The 17,976-nt window shown below is 75.7% G+C and carries 15 protein-coding genes; 12 read left to right on the top strand and 3 right to left on the bottom strand.

Annotated features, from left to right (window positions below):
• Positions 1 to 37 precede the first annotated feature (37 nt).
• The 3 genes from ACZ5CZ_RS12230 (at position 38) to ACZ5CZ_RS12220 (ending at position 2,880) form a co-directional block, all read left to right on the top strand.
• The gene (locus ACZ5CZ_RS12230) at positions 38 to 709 is read left to right on the top strand and encodes a toxin-antitoxin system, toxin component family protein (protein ID WP_385844774.1); all 672 of its coding nucleotides are present in this window, start codon (positions 38 to 40) and stop codon (positions 707 to 709) included.
• Positions 706 to 1,935: an MAB_1171c family putative transporter gene (locus tag ACZ5CZ_RS12225; protein WP_468941909.1), complete on the top strand. Its 1,230-nt coding sequence runs from the start codon at positions 706 to 708 to the stop codon at positions 1,933 to 1,935. The genes ACZ5CZ_RS12230 and ACZ5CZ_RS12225 overlap by 4 nt, the downstream gene beginning before the upstream one ends.
• A 75-nt stretch (positions 1,936 to 2,010) precedes the next feature.
• Positions 2,011 to 2,880: an ATP-grasp domain-containing protein gene (locus ACZ5CZ_RS12220; RefSeq protein ID WP_468941906.1), complete on the top strand. Its 870-nt coding sequence runs from the start codon at positions 2,011 to 2,013 to the stop codon at positions 2,878 to 2,880.
• A 15-nt stretch (positions 2,881 to 2,895) separates the two neighbouring features.
• Here ACZ5CZ_RS12220 and ACZ5CZ_RS12215 read toward each other — a convergent pair whose 3' ends face one another.
• The gene (locus ACZ5CZ_RS12215) at positions 2,896 to 3,804 is read right to left on the bottom strand and encodes a LysR family transcriptional regulator (protein WP_468941903.1); all 909 of its coding nucleotides are present in this window, start codon (positions 3,802 to 3,804) and stop codon (positions 2,896 to 2,898) included.
• A 94-nt stretch (positions 3,805 to 3,898) separates the two neighbouring features.
• Between ACZ5CZ_RS12215 and ACZ5CZ_RS12210 the strand changes: the two genes are divergently transcribed.
• Positions 3,899 to 4,726 (top strand): oxidoreductase, encoded by an 828-nt coding sequence (locus ACZ5CZ_RS12210; protein ID WP_385844769.1) that lies wholly within the window; start codon positions 3,899 to 3,901, stop codon positions 4,724 to 4,726.
• 33 nt (positions 4,727 to 4,759) lie between these two features.
• Here the strand turns inward: ACZ5CZ_RS12210 and ACZ5CZ_RS12205 are convergent, their stop codons facing one another.
• Entirely contained in the window at positions 4,760 to 5,326 is a 567-nt protein-coding gene (locus ACZ5CZ_RS12205) for a hypothetical protein (protein WP_468941899.1), read from the bottom strand.
• Between the two features lie 167 nt (positions 5,327 to 5,493).
• Between ACZ5CZ_RS12205 and ACZ5CZ_RS12200 the strand changes: the two genes are divergently transcribed.
• Together ACZ5CZ_RS12200 and ACZ5CZ_RS12195 are read left to right on the top strand one after the other, a co-directional pair.
• Complete coding sequence (locus ACZ5CZ_RS12200; protein WP_385844767.1) at positions 5,494 to 6,267, top strand: IclR family transcriptional regulator; 774 nt, start codon at positions 5,494 to 5,496, stop codon at positions 6,265 to 6,267.
• Positions 6,264 to 7,112 carry an SMP-30/gluconolactonase/LRE family protein gene (locus tag ACZ5CZ_RS12195; protein WP_468941894.1) on the top strand — a complete coding sequence of 283 codons (849 nt, stop codon included), beginning with the start codon at positions 6,264 to 6,266 and terminating at the stop codon, positions 7,110 to 7,112. Before ACZ5CZ_RS12200 ends, ACZ5CZ_RS12195 begins: the two co-directional genes overlap by 4 nt.
• 61 nt (positions 7,113 to 7,173) lie before the next feature.
• On the opposite strand, the gene ACZ5CZ_RS12190 is transcribed toward ACZ5CZ_RS12195, so the two are convergent.
• Positions 7,174 to 7,647: a carboxymuconolactone decarboxylase family protein gene (locus ACZ5CZ_RS12190; protein ID WP_468941891.1), complete on the bottom strand. Its 474-nt coding sequence runs from the start codon at positions 7,645 to 7,647 to the stop codon at positions 7,174 to 7,176.
• Between the two features lie 192 nt (positions 7,648 to 7,839).
• On the opposite strand from ACZ5CZ_RS12190, the gene ACZ5CZ_RS12185 reads away from it, so the two are divergent.
• The 6 genes from ACZ5CZ_RS12185 (at position 7,840) to ACZ5CZ_RS12160 (ending at position 17,946) form a co-directional block, all read left to right on the top strand.
• Complete coding sequence (locus ACZ5CZ_RS12185; RefSeq protein WP_468941888.1) at positions 7,840 to 9,324, top strand: acyl-CoA synthetase; 1,485 nt, start codon at positions 7,840 to 7,842, stop codon at positions 9,322 to 9,324.
• Positions 9,317 to 10,660 (top strand): carboxyl transferase domain-containing protein, encoded by a 1,344-nt coding sequence (locus tag ACZ5CZ_RS12180; protein WP_468941885.1) that lies wholly within the window; start codon positions 9,317 to 9,319, stop codon positions 10,658 to 10,660. Before ACZ5CZ_RS12185 ends, ACZ5CZ_RS12180 begins: the two co-directional genes overlap by 8 nt.
• A 154-nt stretch (positions 10,661 to 10,814) precedes the next feature.
• Positions 10,815 to 11,204: a CU044_2847 family protein gene (locus ACZ5CZ_RS12175; protein WP_450787875.1), complete on the top strand. Its 390-nt coding sequence runs from the start codon at positions 10,815 to 10,817 to the stop codon at positions 11,202 to 11,204.
• Entirely contained in the window at positions 11,201 to 12,946 is a 1,746-nt protein-coding gene (locus ACZ5CZ_RS12170) for a VMAP-C domain-containing protein (RefSeq protein ID WP_468941881.1), read from the top strand. Before ACZ5CZ_RS12175 ends, ACZ5CZ_RS12170 begins: the two co-directional genes overlap by 4 nt.
• Positions 12,947 to 12,992: 46 nt before the next feature.
• The gene (locus tag ACZ5CZ_RS12165) at positions 12,993 to 14,027 is read left to right on the top strand and encodes an AAA family ATPase (protein WP_385844756.1); all 1,035 of its coding nucleotides are present in this window, start codon (positions 12,993 to 12,995) and stop codon (positions 14,025 to 14,027) included.
• Entirely contained in the window at positions 14,017 to 17,946 is a 3,930-nt protein-coding gene (locus ACZ5CZ_RS12160) for an SAV_2336 N-terminal domain-related protein (RefSeq protein WP_468941877.1), read from the top strand. Before ACZ5CZ_RS12165 ends, ACZ5CZ_RS12160 begins: the two co-directional genes overlap by 11 nt.
• Positions 17,947 to 17,976 lie beyond the last annotated feature (30 nt).

Raw genomic sequence — 17,976 nt, 5'->3', positions numbered from 1 at the left:
CGGGCAGACCGGCGGCGAGAAGGGGGAACAGGGACCCATGGGCATCGCGGGCGCGCGCCGGCGAACGGCACGCCTGGCCGCACGGTTGCGCCGCTCCCGTCCCGGCTCGGCGATGCGCTCCCTGGCCGCCGACCTCGCCGCCGCCGTCCGGGCCCGGCCCGGACAGCCGAAGGACGTACGGGAGTTGTGCCGGGCGCTGTGCGCGGAGATGGGCGCGCTGCGCGGCGGCCGCCCGGTGGAGCTGCGCTTCGAACGGTTCCCGGACGAGATCGAGGTCACCGGGCTGTGGGTGGAGTTCGCCGACTTCGACCTGGTCATCGTGGAGGAGCGGGCCGAGGCGGTGCAGCAACTGGTCATCCTGGGCCATGAGCTGTGGCATCTGCACGCCGGGCACCGGCACCATCACCTCGCCGGTGCCGGGGCCGCGGCGGCCCGGGCCCTCGCCGACGCGCCCGGCTGGCGGGACGCGCTGACGGTGGCCGCCCGCAACGGCTCCCGGGAGGCCGAGGAGGCCGAGGCCGACGACTTCGGCCACCGCCTCGCCGCCCGGTTCCGCACCCTCCTCGCCCCGCCCGGGGGCCCGCCCCTGGACCCGGTGCAGCGCTCTCTGGGCTATCGCGGACGCGAGACGGCGAGCGAGCCGAAGGGGCGCACCGGTACGGAGGGGGCGGACGGGGCGCCGGGGAAACGGGCGGGCCGGCTGCGGTGACCGGGCCGGCGTCGGACCCCGCGGGGCTCCTCCGCGAGCTGTACATCTCCTTCTGGATCCCCGCCGCCGTGCTCACCGCCGCGCTGGTGATCAGGCTGCCCACGATCATCCGGCTGTGGCGGGACCCGCTGCTGCGCGCGGTCGGCGGACTGCTGCTGCTGGCCTGCGCGGTCTTCGTCTTCTGCACCCCGTCCACGGTGGCCGCCGTCAACCGGCTGACCGGCGTGCCCAACATCTCGGCGCCCTGGTGCTATTCGCTGATCACCGCGTTCTGCGGGTCCTGTCTGCTGCTCCTCGTCACCTGGCGGGGCGGGCTGGGCAACGGATGCGCCACCGTCCGCCGGGCCGTGCGCTGGGTCGTCGCGGTCTACTCCGGGGTGATCGTCGCGCTGTGGGTGCTGTTCCTGCTCGCCGACGCCCCCGTGGAGCGGGTGCGCGACCTGGACACCTACTACGCCAACACGCCGTACATGCGCGAGGAGATCCTGCTCTACCTCGTCGCCCACGCGGTGGCCGTGCTGATCACCAACGGGCTGATCTGGAACTGGGTGCGCACCGGGGACCTGGACGGCTGGCTGCGCGGGGCGCTGAGCCTGCTGGGCGCCGGATACGTGCTGAACCTGACCTTCGACGTGGTCAAGCTGACCGCCGTCACGGCCCGCTGGACGGGCCGCGACCTGGACTGGCTGAGCACCGACCTGGCCCCGCCGGTCGCGGCGGTGTCCGCGATCCTCATCGCGGCCGGATTCATCCTGCCGCACGCCGGCCAGTATCTGCACGACCGCTGCCGGGTCCGGCTCGCCCACCGCGAACTGGGGCCGCTCTACCGGCTGCTGCGCACCGCGCACGGCGAGGGTGTGCCGTTCCGGCTGCGCGCCACGCCCGAACTCCGGCTGACCCGGCGCGAGACGTACATCCGGGACGCGCTGCTGCCACTGGCCCGGTACCTGGACCCCGGTATGTGCGGCCGCGCGTACGACGCGGCCCGCGCCCTCGGCCATCCCCCGGAGCGGGCTCGCGCGCTGGCCGCCGCGGCGGCCGTCCTCGACGCCCTGGAGGCGAGGGGCCGTACGCCGAGGGCGTCCGGGCCGGCCGAGGCACCGGACACGACGAGCCTGCTCCGGGAGATCGGGGCGGTGTCCCGGGCGCTGCGCCGGCCGGCCGAGATCGAGGCGGTGCGCCGCCGTGCGGCCGCCCCGGCACGGACCGTCGCCGTGCCCGAGTGACGCACGGCATGGGCCGCGCCCGGGCCGCTTGTTAGCCTCCCGCAGTCGAACCGTCGTACGACAGGGAGTCCGCCCGTGCCCCGCATCGCCCTCGCCACCTACGACCCCCAGGGCAGCGCCCCCAAGGACCGGGACCTGCCGGTGCTGGTGGCCGCGCTCACCGGCGCCGGAGCCGAGGCGGAGGCCCGGCACTGGGACGACCCCACGGTGCAGTGGGGCGCCTACGACCTGGTCCTCATACGCTCCACCTGGGACTACAGCTGGCGCGCCGGGGAGTTCGGGGACTGGGTGACACGGGTCGAGGCGGTGACCCGGCTCGCCAACCCGGCCGAGGTCGTGCGGTGGAACACCGACAAGCGCTACCTCGGCGAGCTGGCGGCGGCCGGGATCCCCACCGTCCCCACCCGCTACATCGCCCCGGGCGAGCCGGCCGAGCTGCCCGCCGGGCACGAGTACGTGATCAAGCCGACCTCGGGTGCGGGCGCCCGCTTCGCCGCCCGGTACACGCCGGACGACCACGACACGGCGGTACGGCACCTCGCGCGGATGCACGCGGAGGGCTTCACCGCGATGGTGCAGCCGTATCTGCGCGGCATCGACGCCACCGGTGAGCGGGCGCTCCAGTTCTTCGGCGGCCGGCTGCTGCACGCCAGCCGCAAGGGCGCCGTCCTCGCCCCGGGCACCCCCTACGACGCGGAGAAGACCGCCCACCCGGACCTCACCCCCTGGCAGCCCACCGACGCCGAACTCGGCGTCGCCGAGAAGGCGCTGGCGGCCGTACCCGGCACCGCGGAGCTGCTGTACGCGCGCGTGGACCTGGTGGACGGCGAGGACGGCCGGCCGTGCCTGATGGAACTGGAGCTGGTCGAGCCGAACCTGTTCCTCTTCCTCCACCCGGACTCCCTGCCCCGGGTGACCGAGGCGGTCCTCGCCGCCGCGGCCTGACCCTCGAAGGCGGTGTCAGCGGCGGCCCCCGACCGCGGCCCGGCACGCCTCGGCGTAGTCCCGGACCAGCGGGCGGGTGGCGTCCTCCCGGCGCCAGGCCAGCACATAGCGGCTGGGGGCGAGACCGCGCACCGGGCGGGTGACGACGCCGCCCAGGGTGATCAGCGGGGCGTTGCCGACCGCGACCAGGCAGACGCCGAGGCCGGCGAGGAGTGCCTCGTACGTCTCCTCGGCCCCGGCGATCTCCGCGCCGATCCGGGGCGGCCGGCCGCCCCGGGCGTCCAGGGCGAGCCAGTGGTCGCGCAGCACACCGGCGCTGCGCGGCAGGGCCAGGAACGGCTCGTCCAGCAGGTCGGCGAAGTCGATCTCGGTGCGGGCGGCGAGCGGATGGGTCTCGGGCAGGGCGAGCAGCCGGGGCTCCTCGGCGACCACCGTCCAGTCGTAGCGCTCCTCCTCCGGCAGCGGCAGCCAGACGAAGGCGACGTCCGCCCCGCCGTCCGCCAGGCCGGCCGTGGGATCGTCCCAGCTCATCTGGCGCAGCCGGACGGTGACCCGGGGATGCGCGGCGGTGAAGCGGGAGCGGACGGCCGGCAGCAGCCCGCCCCGGCCGGGGCTGGTGCTCATGCCCACCACGAGCGTGCTGCGCTGCGCCGCCTTGGCCGCCTCCACCGCCGCCGCGCCCGCCGTCCACCCGGCCAGCACCTCCCGGGCGTGCGGCAGCAGCGCCTCGCCGGCCGCCGTGAGGCCCACCCCGTGCCGGTCGCGCCGGAACAGCTCCGCGCCCAGCTGCCGCTCCAGCGCCCGGATCTGCTTGCTCAGCGCGGGCTGGGAGACGTACAGCCGCTCGGCGGCCCGGGTGAAGTGGAGTTCCTCGGCGACGGTGACGAAGTAGCGCAGGTCCCGGACATGCACATCGGTGGTCATAGCCGATGGTTATCACCAGAGATCTTGGACGGGCAACGATCACGTGCCGCAGGCTTGATCCTGTCGAAGAGAGCACGAGGCACAGGGAGTTGCCGTGAACAAGGTGTGGCTGGTGACCGGGGCGAGCAGCGGTTTCGGACGGGCGATCACCGAGGCGGCCGTCGCCGCCGGTGACGTGGTGGTCGGCGCGGCCCGGCGCCCCGAGGCCCTGGACGGCCTGGTGGCCGCCCATCCGGACCAGGTGGAGGCGGTGCGGCTGGACGTGACCGACGCGGCCGCGGTCGAGGCGGTGGTCGCGGATGTGGTGGCCCGGCACGGCCGGATCGACGTACTGGTCAACAACGCGGGCCGGACCCATGTCGGGGCCGTCGAGGAGACCACCGACGCCGAGCTGCGGGAACTGTTCGACCTGCATGTCTTCGGGCCGACGGCGCTGGTCCGGGCGGTGCTGCCGCACATGCGCGAGCGGCGCTCGGGCGCGATCGTGCAGATGAGCAGCATGGGCGGGCAGATGTCCTTCGCGGGCTTCGGGGCGTACAGCGGGACCAAGTTCGCCCTGGAGGGCATCTCGGAGGCGCTGGCGGACGAGGTGGCCGAGTTCGGGATCAAGGTGCTGATCGTGGAGCCGGGCGCCTTCCGGACCTCGCTCTTCGGCTCGGGGGCCGGGGTCAGCGCGGACAGCGGGGTGTACGCCAAGGTGAGCGAGACGCGCGGCTTCGTGTCCGGCGGCGACGGCACCCAGCCCGGCGACCCGGCCAAGGCGGCCGCCGTCATCCTGGCCGCCCTGGAGGCGGAGCACACCCCGCTGCGGCTGCCGCTCGGCGACGACGGGGTGAGCGCGGTCCTGGGCCACCTGGACCAGGTCCGCGACGAGGTCATCGCCTGGGAGAAGCAGACGAGGGCCACCGCGTTCGACGCGTGAGGCCCGGCTGCGGCGGCCGGCGCCCCGGGCGGCTCAGCCCTCGCGGCCGGTGAGTGCCGTGCGCTGGAGGAGGCCCCAGGTGAACTCGGCGACCAGGTCGTGATGGGTGCCGGTGCGGTCCGGGGCGGTGAGGGCCAGGGCCCAGCGGGTGGGGGCCGTGCCCTGGAGCGGGCGGGCCGGGGGGAAGGCGCGGGCGGCCTCGTCCACCGTGCAGGACCAGGGGGTGAGGTCCTCCAGGGTCTCCAGCCTGGGGGCGGGGGCGCCGGGCGCGCGCACCAGCCACTCGTTCCACACCGCGCCGTCGGGCCCGGCCAGCACCTCGAAGCGCAGGGAGGGCCAGAGGGGCAGGGCCCAGCGGCGGGCCTCGCAGTCGAGGTCGCCCAGGCGGCGCGGGACCACGGACTCGGGCGCGCCGAGGACCGCGCGGTAGGAGGCCGCGGCGGACCGGGCCCGCCGGGAGTGGACCATCGCCTGCCACCGCTTGTTGGCCTCCCGCATGTCCGCCGCCGAGGCGCCGAGCGAGCGGCGGGCGTCCTCCACCAGCCCCGGGTTGTGGTCGGCCATGCGGCGCAGCAGCACCAGCTGGAAGTCGAGATCCATGCCCCCATGGTGCCCGTGATCACGGCCGTCGCCGCCGACCCATTGCCGGGGCCAGCACTCCCTGTTTAGCCTGTGTTCGTCATGCCGATCGCCTGTTGATATATCGAACGTGATGCCGCTCCAACTCCGGTATCTCGAACAGGCTGAACCAAAGGAGGGGGCCGGACGTGGGACGCCTCGTGCCTGCCGTGACCCGGGCTCTCGACATTCTTGAGCTCTTCCTCGACGGGGACGGGACGCTCTCCGCCCCCGACATCGTGCGCAGGCTCCAGCTGCCGCGCACCACCGTGCACGAGCTGGTGACCACCCTGGCGGCGCGGTCGTACATCGTGCCCGTACCCGGACAGCCCGGACGGTACCGGCTCGGGGTGCGCCCGTACCAGCTCGGCAGCCGCTACGCCGAGCAGCTCGACCTCGCCGCCGAGGGCCAGCAGGTGGCCCGCTCGGTCGCCGAGACCTGTGACGAGACGGTCCACGTGGCCATCCTCGAGGGCACCGACGTCATCTACATCGCCAAGGTCGACTCCACGCACGCGGTGCGCATGGTCTCGGCCGCCGGCCGCCGGCTGCCCGCCCACTGCACCTCCGTCGGCAAGATGCTGCTGGCCGCGCTGCCTGAGCAGGAACTGGCCGCACGGCTCCCGGACGACGCCGAGCTGGCCGCGATGACCCCCAACAGCATCACGGAACCGGCCGCGCTGCGCGAGGCCCTGGCCCGGATCCGGGAGCGGGGCGTCGCGGTGGAGAACCGCGAGTCCAACCCGGACGTGTCCTGCGTGGCCGCGCCGGTGCGCGACCGCACCGGCCAGGTGGTCGCCGCCCTGTCCATCTCCGTGCCGATGATCCGCTGGAGCGAGGAGCGCCGGGACGAGCTGACGGAGCTGGCCGTCAAGGGCGCCGCCGAGCTGTCGGAGCGGCTGGGCCACCGGAGCGTGGCATGACGGCGGCGTACGAGGTCGCGGTGCGGGCCGAGGCCCGGCTCGGCGAGGGCCCGACCTGGGACGCGGCGGCCGGCCGGCTGCTCTGGCTGGACATCCTGGGCATGCGCATCCACACGTACGACCCGGTCACCGGCCGGCGCACCAGCCGTACGACGGAACAGCACGTCGGCGCGGCCAAGCCCCGGGCGGGCGGCGGGCTGGTGCTGAACCTGCGGGACGGCGTGGGACTCCTCGACCCCGACGACACCTTCCGCTGGCTGCACCACGAGCCGGTGCCGGGCCGGCGGGCGAACGACGCCGCCGTGGCGCCCGACGGCTCCCTGTGGGCGGGCACCATGCGCTACGACGAGACCGCCGGCGGCGGCACGCTGAGCCGGGTGACCGGCGCGGGCGAGGTGCGGACGGTCCTTCCGGACGTCGCCGTCAGCAACGGCACCGGCTGGAGCCCGGACGGCCGGCTGATGTACTACATCGACAGCCCGACCCGCCGGATCGACGTCTTCGGCTACGACGGCGAACGCGTCCACGACCGCCGCCCGCTGGTGGAGATCGAGGAGGGCGCGGGCTTCCCGGACGGCCTGACCGTCGACGCGGCGGGCTGTGTGTGGGTGGCGCTGTGGGACGGGGGCGCGGTACGGCGCTACACCCCGGACGGGGAGCTGGACCGGGTGATCACCCTGCCCACGCCCCGGACGACGGCCTGTGCGTTCGGCGGCCCGGGGCTGACCGACCTGTACGTCACCACGGCCCGCACCGGCCTCACGGCGCCGCACCCGCTGTCGGGCTCCCTGCTGGTGATCCCGGACGCGGGCGAGGGGCTGCCCCAGCCGGCCTTCGCGGGCTGACCGCCGCATCCGCCCGCCCCTCCCGGCCAGGTTCTCCGGGAGGGGCGGGCCGGTGCGGGCGTCAGTGCACCATGCCCACCTCGTAGTGGCCGCCGGGCTGGCGGGTGATGACGTTGCCGCGGTTGAAGGCGTTGATGAGGGCGATCTGGGCCACCAGGGCGGCGAGCTGCTCCTCGTCGTAGTGCTTGGCGGCGTTGGCCCACACCTCGTCGCTGACCCCGCCGGCCGCGTCGGCGATCCGGGTGCCCTCCTCGGCCAGCTCCAGCGCGGCCCGCTCCGCCTCGGTGAAGACGGTGGCCTCGCGCCAGGCGGCGACCAGGTAGAGGCGGGTCGGGTCCTCACCGGCGTGCAGGGCCTCCTTGGTGTGCATGTCGACGCAGCCGGAGCAGCCGTTGATCTGGCTGGCGCGGAGCGTGACCAGCGCCCGGGTGCCGGCGGGCAGCGTCGAGTCCGCCAGGATGTGGTGGGCGGCGATGAAGTGCTTGAAGACCTTCGACATGACCGGGCTGGCCATCACGTTCAACCGGGCTTCCATGGCGGGCTCCTGTGACTCTTGTCGATCGTCTGCCGATCGGTTCGTTGCCTACGCTCTTTGGACGAGACAGCCCCGCGCTCTGTGACACCGACGGCTGTGACCTGCCTCACGGACTGATCGTCCCGGGTGGCGGTGTAGGAAGGAGGGTGTCCCCGACAGCCGGTCACGGGCCGGCAGTAAGGAGTGCGCCGCGTGTCCTCCCTCTTCCCCGCCCTGGCGGACGGACCGGCCGAGCACAGCGAGACGGGGGTCCCCCCGGACGAAGTCCGGGGGAGGGTCGCCCTGCGGTTCGGCGATCGGTCGCTGACCTTCGGAGAGCTCGCACAGGCCGCCGGCGCGGTCGCCGCGCGGGTCCGGGAGGCGGGCCGGGTCGCCGTGTGGGCCACCCCGGAGCTGGAGACCGCCGTCGCCGTGACGGGCACGCTGCTCGCCGGGGCGGCCGCGGTGCCGCTGAACCCGAAGTCGGGCGAGAAGGAACTGGCGCACATCCTGGCCGACAGCGCGCCCTCCCTGCTGCTGGCCGCCCCCGGCGCCGAACTCCCCGCCGCGCTGCATCACGTGACGCGGGTGGACGTCGACGCCTCGGCGTCCGGAGCCCGGTTCGAGGAGCGGGGCGCGGAGGAGGACCCGGCGCTGGTCGTCTACACCTCCGGTACGACCGGGCCGCCGAAGGGCGCGGTGCTGCCCCGGCGGGCCCTCGCCACCACCCTGGACGCCCTCGCCGACGCCTGGCAGTGGACCGGGGACGACGTGCTGGTGCACGGGCTGCCGCTGTTCCATGTGCACGGGCTGGTGCTGGGCATCCTCGGCCCGCTGCGGCGCGGCGGCTCGGTGCAGCACCTGGGGCGCTTCTCCCCGGAGGGCGTGGCCCGCGAGCTGGGCTCCGGCGCGACCATGCTGTTCGGGGTGCCGACGATGTACCACCGGATCGCGGAGGCGCTGCCCGGCGACCCCTCGCTGGCCAAGGCGCTGGCCGGCGCCCGGCTGCTGGTGTCGGGCTCGGCCGCGCTGCCGGTGCACGACCACGAGCGGATCGCGGCGGCGACCGGCCGCCGGGTGATCGAGCGGTACGGCATGACCGAGACCCTGATGAACACCAGTGTGCGGGCCGACGGCGAGCCCCGGGCCGGGACGGTCGGGGTGCCGCTGCCGGGCGTCGAGCTGCGGCTGGTGGAGGAGGACGGCAGCGAGATCGCCGGGTACGACGGGGAGACCGTCGGCGAGATCCAGGTGCGCGGCCCGAACCTGTTCACCGAGTATCTGAACCGGCCCGACGCCACCGCGGCCGCGTTCACCGCCGACGGCTGGTTCCGGACCGGCGACATGGCCGTACGGGAGCCGGACGGGTATGTGCGGATCGTCGGCCGGAAGGCCACCGATCTGATCAAGAGCGGCGGGTACAAGATCGGGGCCGGGGAGATCGAGAACGCGCTGCTGGAGCATCCGGGGGTGCGGGAGGCGGCGGTCACCGGGGAGCCGGACGCGGACCTGGGCGAGCGGATCGTGGCCTGGGTCGTGCCCGCCGACCCGCAGGCGCCGCCCGCGGCCGAGGAGCTGGCCGATCACGTGGCCCGGCGGCTCGCCCCGCACAAGCGTCCGCGGGTGGTGCGGTACCGGGACTCGCTGCCCCGCAACGACCTGGGCAAGCTCATGAAGCGGGCGCTCACCGATGCCTGAGCGGCTCTCCGCCCGGGAGGTGCTGGGGTGCGTCGCCGATCCCGGCACCTTCACCGAACTCCCCGCCCCGCCACGGCAGTCCGCTCCGGACGGCCCGCTCGGCTGGCAGGGTTACGACGCCTCGCGCGCCCGGGCCGCCGAGCGCACCGGCGAGCAGGAGTCGGTCGTCTGCGGCACCGCCCGCGTGGCGGGCACCCGGGCCGTGCTGATCGCCTTCGAGTTCGGCTTCCTGGGCGGCTCGCTGGGCGAGCGCACCGGGGACCGGCTGGTGGCCGCCTACGCCCATGCCCGGGAACACCGGCTGCCGGTGGTGCCGTTGATCGCGACCGGCGGCAGCCGGATGCAGGAGGGCATGATCGCCCTCACCCAGCTCCAGCGGGTGGCGCGCGAGTCGGTGCTCACCCGGGAGGCCGGGCTGGCGCAGATCGCCGTGCTGCGCGACCCCACCACCGGCGGCGGCTGGGCCACGCTGGGCGCCGGGGCGGACATCGTGCTGGCGCTGCCCGGCGCCCAGGTGGGCTTCGCCGGTTCCCGGGTCCGGCCGCCCGACGCCGACCCGGCCGCGTACACCGCCGAGGCGCAGCTGGCGGCGGGCGTGGCGGACGCGGTGGTGCCGCCGGCCGAGCTGAGGGAGGTGCTCGGGGCCTGGCTGCGGCTGCTGACGAGCCCGGCCGCCGAGGCCCCGCCGCCCGCCGCACTGGGCGGCACCTCACTCCCGCGCACCGGCGCGGACGCGGTCCGGCGCGCCCGCGCCGCCGAACGCCCCCACGCCCGGGCCTACCTGGACGCCTACTTCGGCCACCGGCTCGCCATCGGCGGCGACCGGTGCGGGGGCACCGATCCCGAGGGGATGCTGTGCGGGTTCGGCGCGCGGGACGGCCGTACGGTGGCGTACGCGGCGCAGACCGGCACGGCGACCCGGCCGGCCGGCTACCGCACCGCGGCCCGGCTGATCCGGCTGGCGGACCGGCTCGGCATCCCGGTGCTGACGCTGGTGGACACCCCGGGTGCCGCCAATGACGCGGAGGCGGAGCGGCAGGGCGCCGGGGCGGCCATCGCCGAGGTGTTCGGGGCGGTGGCGGCCGCCCGGGTCCCCATCACCACGCTGGTGGTCGGGGAGGGCGGTTCGGGCGGCGCGCTGGCGCTGGCCGCGCCCGGCAACACCTGGGTCACGCCGGACGGCTACTTCTCGGTGATCGCGCCGGAGCTGGCCGCGGCGATCCTCAAGCGCCCGCCCGAGGAGGTGGAGGCGACCGCCGGTCAGCTGTGCATCCGGCCTCAGGACCTGGTGGCGCTGGGCGTGGTCCGGGGCATCGTGGACCACCACGGGTCCTGAGACGAGCGCCATGTGCCGCTGTCTGCCCGCATGTTGAACGATTCCGACCGGATGGTGCCCGGGATGTGACACCCGGGACACCGTCCGTAGCATGGGAGTCGGCCGACGAGTGGGTGTGCCGGGGAGACCCGGGGAACGGGGAGCGGGCGTCGTCATGGACAAACTGGTGCAGTTCGAGACCGAGGACGGCGCACAGGTCGTGGTGGAGGGCGTCAGCGTCCTGCCCGGCGCGCGCCTCGTCTCGCGCGGCGACGGACCGGTGCAGGCGGCGCGCACCTTCGAGGGCGCGCTGGACGGCGTACGCGGGGCGGCCGCGGCGGCGCTGCGGGTCTTCCGGGACGGCAGCCTGCGCCCCGACGCGGTGGAGATCGAGTTCGGCGTACGGCTGTCCGCGGAGGCCGGTGCCGTCATCGCCAAGGGCTCGACCGAGGGCCATCTGGTGGTCAAGCTCAGCTGGTCCCCCGGTCAGTCGCCGGCGCACGGCACCCCCGCCGCGGCCCTGCCGGGGCAGACCGCGGCGGACCCGGAGCCCGCCGAGCGGTGAGACACAGCGCCGCCTGGCACGCCCGGATCGTCTGCGGTCACGAGGTGGGCGCCGGCTTCCTCGTCACCGGCCGCCGCGTGCTCACCTGCGCCCATGTCGTCCGCTGGAGCGACAGCGCGCCGGTGACGGTCAGCTTCCCGCACGCCCGGGAGCTGGGCGAGCTGCCCGCGTCCGTGGTGTTCCAGGGCGGCTGGGCGGGCGCGGCCACCGACCCCGGCGATGTCGCCGTACTCGAACTGGACCGTGACGTCCCCCTCGCCCCGGCCGGTTTCGCGCCGCCCGACGCCGCCTACCGGGAGCCGTACCCCCGGCTGATCGCCTACGGCTTCCCCGAGGGCTACGACGAGGGCACGCTCGCCGAGTACCAGGCGGTCTCCGGGCAGTTGATCGCGGACGAGTGGCTGGAGCTGGTCGCCTGGCACGGGCACGGGCAGCCGCTCGTGGCCGGGTTCAGCGGGGCGGCCGCGACGCTGCCGGACGGCAGGGTGGCCGGCATGATCACCGCCGCCTCGGAGCTGCCGGAGGTGCGCAAGGGCCGGATGCTGCCGCTGGACGTCATGGCCCGGTACTGGCCCGAGCTGGGCGAGCTGGTGCCCACCCCCGGCCACCGGGACGACGCCCGCCGGCGGCTGTACGCCCTGCTGCGGCGGGCGGCGGACGGCGGCCGGGCGGTGTGCGACCCGCACCGGCTGTACGTGGACGTGGTGGGCCCCTTCGGGCCGCCCCTGCCGCCCGGCGGCTTCACCTCCCTGTGGGCGGCCGCCGCCTATGTGCAGTGGGAGGTGCCGGACCCGGACGCGGTGCACCGGCTCGCCGACCGGCTCCAGGAACTGCTGGACCCGGGGCAGCCGCAGCCCCCGGCGGCCGCCCCCGCTGCCGCCGCCCCGGCCGCTCCCTCCTGGTCGCCGGTCGTCGTGGAGATCGACCACAGCGGTGCCGGTCCCGACCAGGTGACCGTGGAGGTGTCCGCGTACCGCGACGGACAGCGCCGCCCGGTGGGCGCGCGCCGGCTGCCGCGCTCCGGGGTGCGGGCCTTCGTGCAGCACCGCATCGACGAGGCCCTCGCGCATCTCGCCCCGGACGCGGAGGAGCTGGTGACGTTCGTGCTGCCGCGCGAGTGGCTCAACGAGGCGGTGGCGCACTGGGAGTGCGGCGCGGACGACAGCACCCCGCTCGGCTGCGCCTACCCCCTCGTGGTCACCGACCGCGCCCGCCACCACAGCAACCGGCTGCGCCGCCAGCTGAGCCGGAAGTGGCAGAAGCTGGACTCCCGGCGCTCCGTCGGGCTGTACCGCGTCGCGTGCGACACCCAGGAGCGCCCCGCGGGCCTGCGCAAACGGCTGTGGGACGGCGACGCCGGGCTCGCCGGGTTCGCGGCCCCGCCCGCGGCGGCCCAGGAGCACTTCGAGGTCGGCCTCACCGTGCCCGTCCCGGTCCTGCTGTGGCCCCGCACCGGCTGCCCGCCCGACGCCCACACCCCGCCGGCGCAGCCGACGTGCGCCCCGGACGCGCCCGGCCCCGCGGACCCGCCCTGCCCCGGCACCGCGTTCCTGGACGCGCTCACCGACTCCGTCGCGGACGTCCCGCCGGCCGAACTCCCGCGCCATGTGCTGTCGTTACGGATGACCGCGGCCGCCGCCGACGAGCCGGACGCGCACTGGGCGAGAGACCTGCAACTGCTCTGGGACGATCCGCGCTGCTTCCCGGAGACCACCGCCAGCCTGCACTCGCCCGTCGCCTGACCGACCGTACGACCGCCCGCCCCGCCCCCACGGAGAAGAAGAGCCCATGCCCCTGTGGCCCGTCTACACCGGTACGAACGAGCCGCACGACGGCATCACCCGGCTGCCCCCGCCGCCGCCCTGGCGCGCCTTCGACGGCGGCCCCGTGCTCCCGGCGCCGGACGCGTCCGCCGACGCCTCGGCCGTCTCCCCGGACCGGATGCACCGCGCGGCCACCTACCAGGCCACCGAGGAGACGGTCCAGCTGGTCAACGCGGCCCTGTATCTGCGCCGGCCGCTGCTGGTCACCGGCCCGCCCGGCACCGGCAAGTCCTCGCTGGTGTACGCGGTCGCCCGCGAGCTGCGGCTCGGCCCGGTACTGCGCTGGAACATCACCAGCCGCAGCACCCTCCACGACGGCCTCTACCAGTACGACCCGCTGTCCCGGCTGTACGCGGCCCGGCAGCAGGCGGCCGCGGAGCAGCAGGGGGACGCGGCCGGCACCGGGGCGGGCGTCGAGCACCATCTGCGCCTGGGCCCCCTCGGCACCGCCCTGCTGCCGTACGGCCGGCCCCGCGCGCTGCTCATCGACGAGATCGACAAGAGCGACCTCGATCTGCCCAACGACCTGCTGAACGTGCTGGAGGAGGGCCAGTACGAGATCCCCGAGCTGGTGCGTGCCGCCCGGCTCACCCCGGACGGCGTCGCCGAGGTGCTGGTCGACGGCACCGACGACCGGGTCCCGGTGGCGCGCGGCCGGGTCCGCTGCCGCGCCTTCCCCTTCGTCGTGCTCACCAGCAACGGCGAGCGCGAGTTCCCGCCCGCCTTTCTGCGCCGCTGTGTCACCCTGCATCTGCGGCAGCCCGACGACCGGCACCTCGCCGAGATCGTCCGCGCCCACCTGGGCGAGCCCGACGGCCCCGCGCAGGCCCTGATCGACCGCTTCCTGGCCCGGTCCGGCGCCGGCGACCTGGCCACCGACCAGCTGCTCAACGCGATCTACCTGGCCCGCTCCACCGACCTGGACGCCACCTCCCTCGACCGGCTGGCCGAACAGCTGATGCCGTACCTGGGGCAGACCACGCAGTCCGATGTCTTCTGAACCCGCCGCCCCGGCCGGCCCGGACGGCCCGGACGGCCCCGCCGACCCCCTCATCCGGCTGGCCGACGTGCTGGCCGCGGCCTCGCGCGGGGTCCGCCCGACCCCGCGCGAACTGGCCGAACTGCTCTGGCTGGCCCGGCACATGAGCCCGGACCCCGCCACCACGCCCACCCCACCCACCGCACCCGAGCGGGAGACCCCCGCACCCCCGCACCGGCCGCCACCGGCCGACGCACCCACGCCGTCCCCGCACCCCGCAGCGGATCCCGCCCCCGCCCGCACCCCCCGAATCCCCCTCCACCTGCCCACCCGCGGCCCCGCGGCCGCGGCGGAGCACCGGCGGCACACCACCCTGCTCGCCCCGGCGCCCCCGATGCTGCGCCACCCGCTCGCGCTGCAACGCGCGCTGCGCCCGCTGGGGCGGCGGGTCGACGCGCCCGTCGGCCGGGAACTGGACGAGCGGGCCACCGCCGACCGCATCGCCCGCCTGGGCGCCGCCCCCGAGTGGTGGCTGCCGGTGCTCCGCCCCGCCCGGGAGCGCTGGCTGCGGCTGAACCTGGTGTACGACGCCGGGCCCACCATGCCGGTCTGGCGCCCCCTGATCCGCGAACTGCACACCGCCCTGGCCCAGTCCGGCGCCTTCCGCACGGTCGCCCTGTACCGCGCCGCCGCCGACGGCACCGTGCGCGGCCCCGACCCGCAGCCGCCCGCCGACGGCCGCAGCGCCACCCTGCTCATCAGCGACTGCATGGGCCCGCAGTGGCGGGAGGGCCCCGCCGGCACCAGGTGGTACGCCACCCTGCACCGCTGGGCACGCCGGATGCCGCTGGCCGTCGTACAGCCGCTGCCGGAGCACCTGTGGCGGGACACGGCACTGCCCACCACCGCGGGCCGGCTGTCCGCCCCGCACCCCGCGGCGGCCCCGGCACAGCTCACGTTCACGCCGTACGAGCAGCACGAGTCCCCGCTGTCCCGGGGTGCCGTGCCGCTGCCCGTGCTGGAGCCGGAGCCGGGCTGGCTCGGGAACTGGGCGGCCCTGCTCGCCGGCCCGGGCGGGGCGGAGTTCCCCGGCGCCGTGGCCGCGCTGGACCGTCCGCTGCCGGCGGACTCCGAGGACCGTACGGACGTGGGGCTGCTGTCCGCCGAGGAGCTGGTGCTGCGGTTCCGGGCGACGGCCTCGCCCGAGGCGTTCCGGCTGGCCGGGCATCTCGCGGTGGGGCGGGCCGACCTGCCGGTGATGCGGCTGGTGCAGGCCGCCGTGGAACCGGACCCGCGTCCGCAGCACCTGGCCGAGGTCGTGCTCAGCGGCATGCTCACCGCCGTGACCGAAGGCCCGCCCGGCGCCTACGCGTTCCGGGACGGCGTACGCGAGCTGCTGCTGCTCGGGCTGCCGCGCACGGCCCGCAACAGCACGACCGAACTGCTCGCGCGCGTCGGCGAGTTCATCGACCGCCGGGCCGGACGGGCACCCGGCGAGTTCCGCGCGTCGGTGCCGTCCGAGGAGGGGACCGGGACGGCCGTGGAGGGCGATCCGTTCGCCACGGTCAGCGAGGAGAGCGTGCGCCGGCTGTCGCAGCCGGCGGCCGGGGAGCTGTTCGCGGGGCGGTACCGGCTGGTGCGGGAGACGGGCGCCTCGGGGGTCGGCTGGCTCGCCGAGGACACCCGGGACGGGGACACGCCCGTGGTGGTGTGCGTGTACCCGCGGGATCTGCGCACCGACTTCACGGACCTGTGCGCGCGGCTGCGCAGGGTGCACCACCCCGGGATCGCCCGGGTCCGCTCCTACGGTTTCGCGGGCCCCACGCCCTATCTGGTACGCGACGTCACCCCCGGGCCCACGCTGCGCGAACGCCTCGACGGCGTCCCGGACGAGCTGTCCCCCGCCGAGATCGGCGCCCTGCTCCCGCCGCTCGCCGACGCGGTCCTCGCCTTGCACGCCGAGGACGGGCCGCGCGGCGTGCTGAACCCGCGCTCCGTCGCCCTCACCCCGGGCGGGCCGGTCCTGACGTGTCTGGACTCCGCGCCCCTGGTGAGCGGAGGCCGCGCGAAGTCGCTCTGGGCCCTGGGGAACATGGTCAAGGCCCTGTCCCGCAGCAGCCTCGCCCACGAGACGGCCGAACTCCTCGCGGCGGCCGACGAGTTGCTCGACGACGACTCCGAAGCCCAGCAGCGCGGTGTCCGTCGGCTGCTCCGGCGTCCCGCGCTCGCCACACCGCCCCCGCAGCCCCCCGCCGACGGCCCCGAGATCCACTTCACGGCCGGTGAGCTGAAGGGGCGGCCGGAAGCGCGGATCACCCTGGAGGCCACCGTGCACGAGATCCTCGCGCGCGGCTCCCTCGGCCCCCGCCAGTACCGGGTGGAGGTCCGCCCCGACGGCTACCTGGTGCGCGTCGAACCGGGCGCCTTCCTGCTGCCCGTGCTGGTCGCCGTACTCCGCGAACTGCCGCACTCCCTCGACCGGCTGAAGAACCCGCCGCGGCTGCGCGTGACCTTCGGCGCACCCCCCGTCCAGCCGCCGCAGGCGGCCGCGGACGTGCTGGTCGTCGTGGAACCCGCGCTGTACGACGACTTCGCCGCCAGCTCCGCCGCCCAGGGCTCGCGGCGCTTCTGGCCGCTGTACCGCAACAACGCCCCGGACGCCCCGCCGGCCGCCTGGTACTGCCCGCTCGGGCCGCCCGGCTCGCCGAGGGCGCCCGAGCCCGCCGAGGACGACCTGGTGCAGGGCCCGTTCATCACCGACGACCTGCGCCGGCTGGGCATCCCCACGCCGGGCCGTACCGCCGTCGTGCACACGCGGCCCGACGGCCCGCTCACCCTGCTCGACCCGATCCGCCCGTACGGCGACCGCCCGCCCCGCCCGGAGACCTACTACTGGGTCGACCTCAGCGTGCACCGGGACCGGCACACCGTGTCCCTGCCGAGTTCCGGCCCGGGCTCGTTCACCGCCTCGGTGCAGCTGTCCTGGTACGTCGTCGACCCGGTCGCCTTCGTCCGCGGGGAGACCACCGACGTCCCGGGGACCCTGCTGGCCCATGCCCGGGATTCCGCCGCGCGCTTCACGCGCCGGCATCCGCTGCGCCGGGTGGACGCGGCCGAGCAGCAGGTCAACCAGGCGCTGCGGGCCGGCTGGCCGGTGCCGGGGCTGACGGTGTCGTGCACCGTGCGGCTGACGACGGAGGGAAAGCCGCTGCCGGAGCCGGTGCGGCCGGTTCCGGCGCGCCGCCGGCTGTCGGGCCTGCTGTCCGCCGCCCGGGCCGTGCTGATCGGCTTCGACGGGCCACTCGTGCGGCTGTACACGGCACGGACGGCCCGCGAGAACGCGCTGTACCTGCTGTCCCTGGTGGCCGAGGACCGCGATCCGCGGGACGCGCTGGCGGGCCGTCCGCTGCCGGTCGCGGACACCGCCGGCCGGGACGGGCTGACGCACCCGCTCGACGTCGTACGGGCCTTCGCCCAGGACCGGCTCGGCCCGAGGCTGCTGAACACCCTGGACGAGCTGGAACTGCGCGCCGTCCGCGACGCGCCGATGACCCACCTCGCGCTGCCGCTCGTCCGGGCCCTGCACCGGTCCGGCCGCCCGGTCAGCGTGGCGACGGACGTGAGCAGCCAGGCCGTCCACCGCGCCCTGAACATCCATCAGCCGCCGTTCGCGGGCATCCACGGGCGCCGCCACGACCCCGGTCTGCTCACCCCCGACCCGGACTGTCTGCGGCGCGCCCTGACCGCCCTGGGGGCCGAGGCGGAGACGGCCGTCCTGATCGGCTCCTCGGTCTGCGAACTCACCGCCGCCCAGCAGCTCGGGCTGCGCTTCATCGGCTACTCCCCCACCGCCACCGGGCGCGCGCAGCTGCGGGAGGCGGGCGGCGACGCCGCCGTCTCCTCCCTCGAACCGCTGCTGGAGGCCGCCGGTCACCTCTGACGGGCCGACACACCGGTACGCCTCCCGCAA

It is taken from the genome of Streptomyces sp. NPDC031418 (assembly GCF_055581605.1).
The sequence above is the reverse complement of the archived record's forward strand: the minus strand, read 5'-3'. Positions and strand labels throughout refer to the sequence as shown.